Source organism: Nocardioides sp., assembly GCF_050699375.1.
Lineage (GTDB): Bacteria > Actinomycetota > Actinomycetes > Propionibacteriales > Nocardioidaceae > Nocardioides.
Window position 1 is genome coordinate 1 of record NZ_JBOHDN010000273.1, and the last position, 6,269, is coordinate 6,269.

Below are 6,269 nucleotides of genomic sequence, written 5' to 3' on the forward strand. Positions count from 1 at the left end.
GCTCCGCGGCGTCACCAAGACCTATCCCGGCAGCAAGGGCCGAGAGACGGTCCACGCGGTCGACGACGTCGACCTCGACGTCTCCCCCGGTGACGTCCAGGCGATCGTCGGCTACTCCGGTGCCGGCAAGTCGACCCTGGTCCGGCTGCTCAACGGCCTCGAGCCCGCGACCTCGGGCTCGATCCAGGTCGGTGGCACCGAGCTGGTCGGCCTCAACGAGCGGAAGCTGCGGCCGATCCGCCTCGGCATCGGGATGATCTTCCAGCAGTTCAACCTCTTCGAGTCACGTACGGTCTGGGGAAACCTGGCCTACCCGCTGCAGGTCGCTGGGGTCGCCAAGGCCGAGCAGCAGCGCCGGATCTCCGAGCTGCTCCACTTCGTCGGGCTCCCCGACAAGGCGCACACCTACCCGCGCAACCTGTCGGGCGGACAGAAGCAGCGCGTCGGCATCGCCCGCGCGCTGACCACCAACCCCTCGCTCCTGCTCGCCGACGAGGCCACCAGCGCGCTCGACCCGGAGACGACCCACGAGGTCCTGCAGCTGCTCAAGCGGGTCAACGAGGAGTTCGGCACGACGATCGTGGCGATCACCCACGAGATGGAGGTCGTGCGTGAGCTCGCCGACCACGTCGCGGTCATGGAGAACGGCAGGATCGTCGAGTCCGGCGCCGTCTACGACGTCTTCTCGGCACCGCAGCAGCCGGTCACCCGGCGCTTCGTCGGCACCGTCGTCGACGACGAGCCCGACGCGGAGGCGCTCGCCGCTCTCCGGTCCCGTCACCCGGGGCGCTTCGTGAAGCTCGAGCTGCGCGACGGTGGCCCGCGCCAGACCGACATCTTCGCCGTCCTGCTCCGGCGCGGCATCGCCTTCGAGCTCGTCTTCGGCGGCATCGAGGAGATCCAGGGCGCCACCTTCGGCAACCTGACCCTCTCCCTCGACGGCCCCGCGGCCGAGGTCACCGAGGCCGTACGCGAGCTGGCCGCCCTCGTCCCCGCGAAGGAGCTGTGATGCTGACCGCTCTCCACACCGCTCTACCGACCGACACCCGCATCGGCGAGCTGTGGCCGGACATCTGGCAGGCCACCGGCGAGACGCTCCTCATGGTCGCCCTGACCATGCTGATCGGTGGCACCCTCGGGCTCGTCCTGGGTCTTGGGCTCTACCTGACCCGCAAGGGCGGGCTCTATCAGAACGTCGTCGTCTCGACCGTGCTGAATCTGCTGGTCAACTTCTTCCGGCCGATCCCGTTCATCATCTTCATCGCAGCCGTCCAGCCGGCCGCGCGGCTTGTCGTCGGCACCGGCATAGGCACACCGGCTGTCGTCTTCTCGTTGATCCTGGCCTCGATGTTCGGCATCGCCCGGATCGTCGAGCAGAATCTCGTGACCGTCCCGCCGGGCGTAGTCGAGGCCGCACGCGCCATGGGCGCTTCGCGTGCACGGATCGCCGCGACGGTCGTCGTGCCCGAGGCGCTGGCGCCGATCATCCTCGGATACACCTTCGCCTTCGTCGCGGTCGTAGACATGTCAGCGGTCGCCGGCCTGATCGCCGGTGGCGGCCTGGGCAGCTTCGCTCAGACCTTCGGCTACCGCCAGTACGACGAAGCGGTCACCTGGGCCTGCGTGATCATCCTGGTTGCCCTGGTCCAGGTCATCCAGCTGCTCGGCAACACGGTCTCGTCGAGGATCCTGCGGCGCTGATCCTCAGGCGCGGGCCAGGATCTCGCCGTGGAGGACGGAGAACCAGCTGTCCTCGGCCTGAGCCCACGACCGCCACCCGGCCGCGACCCGGGCGAGGTCGGCGGTCGTGGCGATCCGTGAGTCGACGATCTGGCGGGCGATCGCCGAGTCTGTGAACCGGTCGGCCCAGAGCCCGCCCCACCAGGCGCGGTCCTCGGGGTCGGCGAAGCACCAGGTGCTCGAGGTGGCGGTGAGGTCGCTGAACCCGGCTTCGCGCGCCCAGGAGACCAGTCGACGCCCGGCGTCCGGCTCGCCGCGGTTGGCTCGCGCGGCCGACTGGTAGAGCCGCATCCACTCGGTCAGCTCACTCGACTCGGGCCACCACACGAACCCCGCGTAGTCGCTGTCCCGCACCGCCACCAGACCGCCGGGCTTCGTCACCCGACCCATCTCCCGCAGCGCCTGCACCGGGTCGGCCACGTGCTGGAGCACCTGATGGGCATGGACCACGTCGTACGCATCGTCCTCGATGCTCAGCGCGTGCACGTCCTCCACCCGGAAGTCGATGTTGGTGACTCCTCTGGTCTCGGCCTCCTGCCGCGAGAGCCCGATCTCCGGCTCCCCGACCTCGGTCGCGGTCACCCGAGCGACCCGGGCGGCGAGGTCGAGCGTGATCGTGCCCGGTCCCGCACCCACGTCGAGGAGCCGCTGCTCAGGGTTCAGGTGCGGCAGCAGGTAGGCAGCGGAGTTCTCCGCCGTACGCCACCTGTGTGAGCGCAGAACCGACTCGTGGTGGCCGTGGGTGTAGGTCGACATGCGCCGACCTTACGCAGGGAATCCCGATAGATGAGATGGAAATATCGTTATGTGGACAACCAGGGGAGGCGAGCATCGGCGCAGCCGAGCCGGCGGCGTCCCCAGATGACGCCGCCGACGAGCGCGCCGAGCAGCACCGTGTTGGCCGCGATCACCAGGCCGGTCTCGAACGGTGCCGCACCGCCGCCCGGCCGAGCGTCCTCGGGGTCTAACTGCCTGTTCTCGAATGCGACCTGTCCCTGATCGGCGGTCCCCGGCCCCTGCGCCGACGCGGGCGAGGCCAGCGCCACGGAGGCGAACACGACGGCGACCATCCCGGCGAGCAGAATCCGCAAGGCACGACTCATCATGCTCACGAGCGTGCGCGCCGGTCCCGTCAGGAACTCGACGCAGGCCGTCCCTACCGGCAACAAGCCGGTGAACAATCGGTTCAGAGATTGCGCGGGTAGGGCCGCCTGCTGCGCGCCGCGATACCGAGGTCTGAACGAAGTGGCCTCTGGCTGCGTTGTCGCCACTCGACGGTGCAACCAGACCGCCTTCGTGGCTCCGCCTTGCCAGGACACCGGTCTCGCGACGCTCGCGACGCTCGCGACGACGGCCCTACCCGCGCAATCTCTCAGGTGCGAGCGAGTGCGGTGCTGGTGTCGAAGAACCACACCGTCGAGTCGGTGCAGACGATCCGGTCGAGCTTTCCGACCGCGACCTGCGAGCGCGGGGTCTTGCCCGAGGCCAGCACGACGTCGTACGCATCGCTGGTCCTCAGCACCGACCAGGGCGCGGCCTCGGTGCCTTCGCCGGTGCTGATGATGCTGTCGAGCGCGGCCTGAGCGAGAGCCGCCTCGCGCTGGGCCTGCTCGAAGTTGCCGAGACCGCGTTGAGCATCGGCGAGCGCGGCGTGGGCCGACGGGCTGAAGATCGCACCGGGCATCAGCCCGTGAACCGCGGCAACGGCGCCGGCATAGTCGCCGACCGACATCATCGGAGCGACCATCTCGGTGATCTCGAGGTCGGGCCGGAAGTTGGGAGCCTCGAGGATCGCCTCACGCAGAGCCCTCAGCGACTCCGGGCCAGGGTCACGAAGATTGTTGTCGAGCAGCTCGGCGTAGGTTGCCAACAGAGTCCCCTTTGAGTAACGGTCGCCTGCACGCTAACCAATCGGGAGGTCGCGTGGGGCGATTAACATCGATTATGCGCCCTTTTGTGACCCGAGAACGCAAGATCCTACCGCCAGCCGAGGCCAGGTGCCACGTGGGTCAGGATGCTCTCCAGGACATGGGCGTTGTAGTCGACTCCGAGCTGGTTCGGGACGGTGAGCAACAGCGTGTCCGCGGCCTGGATCGCCTCGTCCTCGGCCAGCTCCTTGAGCAGGACGTCGGGCTCGGCGGCGTACGAGCGACCGAAGATGGCCCGGGTCTGGTCGTCGATGTTGCCGACCTGGTCCGTGGCCTGCCGGTCGAGGCCGAAGTAGCGGCGGTCCTCCTCGTTCACGAGCGCGAAGATGGACCGCGAGACCGAGACCCGCGCCTCGCGTTCGTGGCCGGCCTCCTTCCAGGCCTCCCGGTAGGCCTCGATCTGCTCACGCTGCTGGACGTGGAAGGGCTTGCCGTTCTCGTCGTTCTTGAGGGTCGAGCTCTGTAGGTGCATGCCCAGCCCGGCTGCCCAACGGGCCGTCGCCAGCGAGCTCGAACCCCACCAGATCCGGTCTCGCAGCGTCTCGGAGTAGGGCTCGACGCGGAGCTTCCCGGGCGGGTTGGGGAACATCGGGCGCGGGTTGGGCTCGGCGAACTGCGCACCCTCGATGATCTTGAGGTAGGTCTCGGTGTGGGCACGCGCCATATCGGCCTCGGAGGCGCTGTCGCCGGGGTCATAACCGAAGTAGCGCCAGCCCTCGATCACCTGCTCGGGTGACCCGCGGCTGATCCCGAGCTGCAGCCTCTCTCCGGCGATCAGATCTGCGGCAGCGGAGTCCTCGGCCATGTAGAGCGGGTTCTCGTAGCGCATGTCGATGACGCCCGTGCCGATCTCGATCTTGGAGGTGCGGGCCCCGATCGCTGCGAGCAACGGGAACGGGGAGGCGTACTGACGGGCGAAGTGATGGACCCGGAAGTACGCACCGTCGACGCCGAGCTCCTCGGCCGCGACCGCGAGGTCGATTCCCTGGCGGAGGGCGTCGCCGGCCGACCGCGTCTGGGAGTGGGGAGACGGCGTCCAGTGGCCGAACGACAAGAATCCGATCTTCTTCATGGGTAGTTCAACGCTCAACCGGTCCGCGGGATTCCTGCCGCGGCGGTCGATCTGTCGATCCGTGCCCCTCTGGGTTCATGGCGCCGCTTCGCGGGTCGTCCGGTTCTGGAGCGAAGAACTGTGGCCGCGGTCACACGATGCTGTCGGCGGTGACACGCCGAGAGGTGTTCTTCTTTCATTCCGTCCACACGGCGCAACGGCAGCGTACGAGCGGTAAAGCGGACGTCCACATCCCGCCCACAGGGGACCCTTATGAGTTTATCTATCGGTCGACCGAATATTCATATCGGTCGACTGACCAGGGAAAACAATGTCTCGGCGTGTTGTCCACCCCCTTCCAAAGTTGAGGTTTATCGTGTTACATATCAGGCAGATTCCTGATAAACACCAATCACCATCTCTGGGGGATGAATTAATAATGTGGGACACCGTTGAGGTGCAGAGCTTCACGCTTTCTCACGACATGCCGTGCCGCGAGTGTGGGCACGCACGTCATCGCTTCTTGCCATGCGACTCCGCCTGCGACTGCCGCGCCCACGAGGTCGCGGAGCTACTGGAGGTCGCTGGAGCTCGCTGATCGATACCTGACGTCAGCTGTCTCGGGCGTCCAGATGAGGTGACCACCGCTCTGCGGTGGTCACCGTTCTTTTGTTCGAACGCCTTCCCGGAGGCGGAAGTGGATCGTCCGCAACCCGGCAGAGAATGAATCCATGGACATCGTTCTCGTACCCGGACTCTGGCTCGACGCATCCTCGTGGGACCTCGTCGTCCCCCACCTGACCGGCGCCGGTCACACCGCCCGACCGCTCACCCTGCCCGGCCTCGCCTCCGCGGAGACGGACCGGTCCGGCGTGCATGTCGCCGATCAGGTGAATGCGGTCGTCGCCGCCATCGACGAGTCGACCGGGCCGGTGGTGCTCGTCGGACACTCGATGGGTTGCGCGGTGGCCGGGGCGGCCCTCGACGCCCGCGTCGACACGGTCGCCGCCGTGGTCTACGTCGGAGGCTGGCCCGCTGAGTCCGGGATGATCCCGGCCAAGAACTTCGCCACCGACGGCGCCGATCTGCCGCCGGTGCCCTGGGAGGAGTTCGACGAGGCAGACGTACGCGACCTCGACCGCGCGAGCTTCGAGGCGCTGCTGCGGCCCTCCCCTGCCAGCCTGACTTCCGAGCCGTTCGTGCTCGGCGACGAGCGGCGCTACACGGTCCCGGCAGTGTTCGTCTGTCCCGAGTACCGGGCCGCCGACCTCCGGGAGTGGGTCGCCGACGGCGCGGAGCCGGTCGCGGCCATCGCGAAGCACAAGAACGTCACCTATGTCGACCTGCCCACCGGCCACTGGCCGCAGCTGACCAAGCCCGCCGAGCTCTCGGCCATCATCGAGCAGAGCATCGCTCAGAGCATCGGCTAGTGGTCTGAGCCGATAGTTCGTCCCTGGTCCGTCGTCAGGGTGCGTGCTGGGCAAGGCGCCCCTGCGAAGGCATACCGGGGTCTTTCGAGCGGGGGCAACGCCGCCCAGTGCGTGCCATGG

7 protein-coding genes are annotated in these 6,269 nt (G+C 67.8%); 3 read left to right on the top strand and 4 right to left on the bottom strand.

The window, feature by feature from the left end; translation table 11 throughout:
• Both ACRDPS_RS19735 and ACRDPS_RS19740 read left to right on the top strand, forming a co-directional pair.
• On the top strand, positions 1-1,009 hold a 1,009-nt coding region (locus ACRDPS_RS19735; RefSeq protein WP_431503365.1), incomplete at its 5' end, for a methionine ABC transporter ATP-binding protein.
• Positions 1,009-1,701, top strand: a complete 693-nt coding sequence (locus tag ACRDPS_RS19740) for a methionine ABC transporter permease (RefSeq protein WP_431503366.1) — start codon at positions 1,009-1,011, stop codon at positions 1,699-1,701. The genes ACRDPS_RS19735 and ACRDPS_RS19740, both read left to right, overlap by 1 nt.
• A gap of 3 nt (positions 1,702-1,704) precedes the next feature.
• Here ACRDPS_RS19740 and ACRDPS_RS19745 read toward each other — a convergent pair whose 3' ends face one another.
• The 4 genes from ACRDPS_RS19745 to ACRDPS_RS19760 form a co-directional block, all read right to left on the bottom strand.
• Complete coding sequence (locus ACRDPS_RS19745) at positions 1,705-2,496, bottom strand: class I SAM-dependent methyltransferase (RefSeq protein WP_431503367.1); 792 nt, start codon at positions 2,494-2,496, stop codon at positions 1,705-1,707.
• A gap of 47 nt (positions 2,497-2,543) precedes the next feature.
• On the bottom strand, positions 2,544-2,846 hold the full coding sequence (locus tag ACRDPS_RS19750; RefSeq protein ID WP_431503368.1) for a hypothetical protein: 303 nt from the start codon (positions 2,844-2,846) through the stop codon (positions 2,544-2,546).
• 266 nt (positions 2,847-3,112) lie between these two features.
• A complete protein-coding gene (locus ACRDPS_RS19755; RefSeq protein ID WP_431503369.1) occupies positions 3,113-3,610 on the bottom strand; it encodes a DUF4919 domain-containing protein in 498 nt (165 codons plus the stop codon).
• A gap of 107 nt (positions 3,611-3,717) precedes the next feature.
• The gene (locus tag ACRDPS_RS19760; RefSeq protein ID WP_431503370.1) at positions 3,718-4,740 is read right to left on the bottom strand and encodes an LLM class flavin-dependent oxidoreductase; all 1,023 of its coding nucleotides are present in this window, start codon (positions 4,738-4,740) and stop codon (positions 3,718-3,720) included.
• A gap of 710 nt (positions 4,741-5,450) precedes the next feature.
• On the opposite strand from ACRDPS_RS19760, the gene ACRDPS_RS19765 reads away from it, so the two are divergent.
• Positions 5,451-6,149 (top strand): alpha/beta fold hydrolase, encoded by a 699-nt coding sequence (locus ACRDPS_RS19765; protein WP_431503371.1) that lies wholly within the window; start codon positions 5,451-5,453, stop codon positions 6,147-6,149.
• Positions 6,150-6,269: the final 120 nt, after the last annotated feature.

What these genes read in the sequence shown, in the direction of transcription:
- ACRDPS_RS19740 (WP_431503366.1), top strand. Translation starts at nt 1,009, where the DNA reads ATGCTGACCGCTCTCCACACCGCTCTACCGACCGACACCCGCATCGGC.
- ACRDPS_RS19745 (WP_431503367.1), bottom strand. Translation starts at nt 2,496, where the DNA reads ATGTCGACCTACACCCACGGCCACCACGAGTCGGTTCTGCGCTCACAC.
- ACRDPS_RS19750 (WP_431503368.1), bottom strand. Translation starts at nt 2,846, where the DNA reads ATGATGAGTCGTGCCTTGCGGATTCTGCTCGCCGGGATGGTCGCCGTC.
- ACRDPS_RS19760 (WP_431503370.1), bottom strand. Translation starts at nt 4,740, where the DNA reads ATGAAGAAGATCGGATTCTTGTCGTTCGGCCACTGGACGCCGTCTCCC.
- ACRDPS_RS19765 (WP_431503371.1), top strand. Translation starts at nt 5,451, where the DNA reads ATGGACATCGTTCTCGTACCCGGACTCTGGCTCGACGCATCCTCGTGG.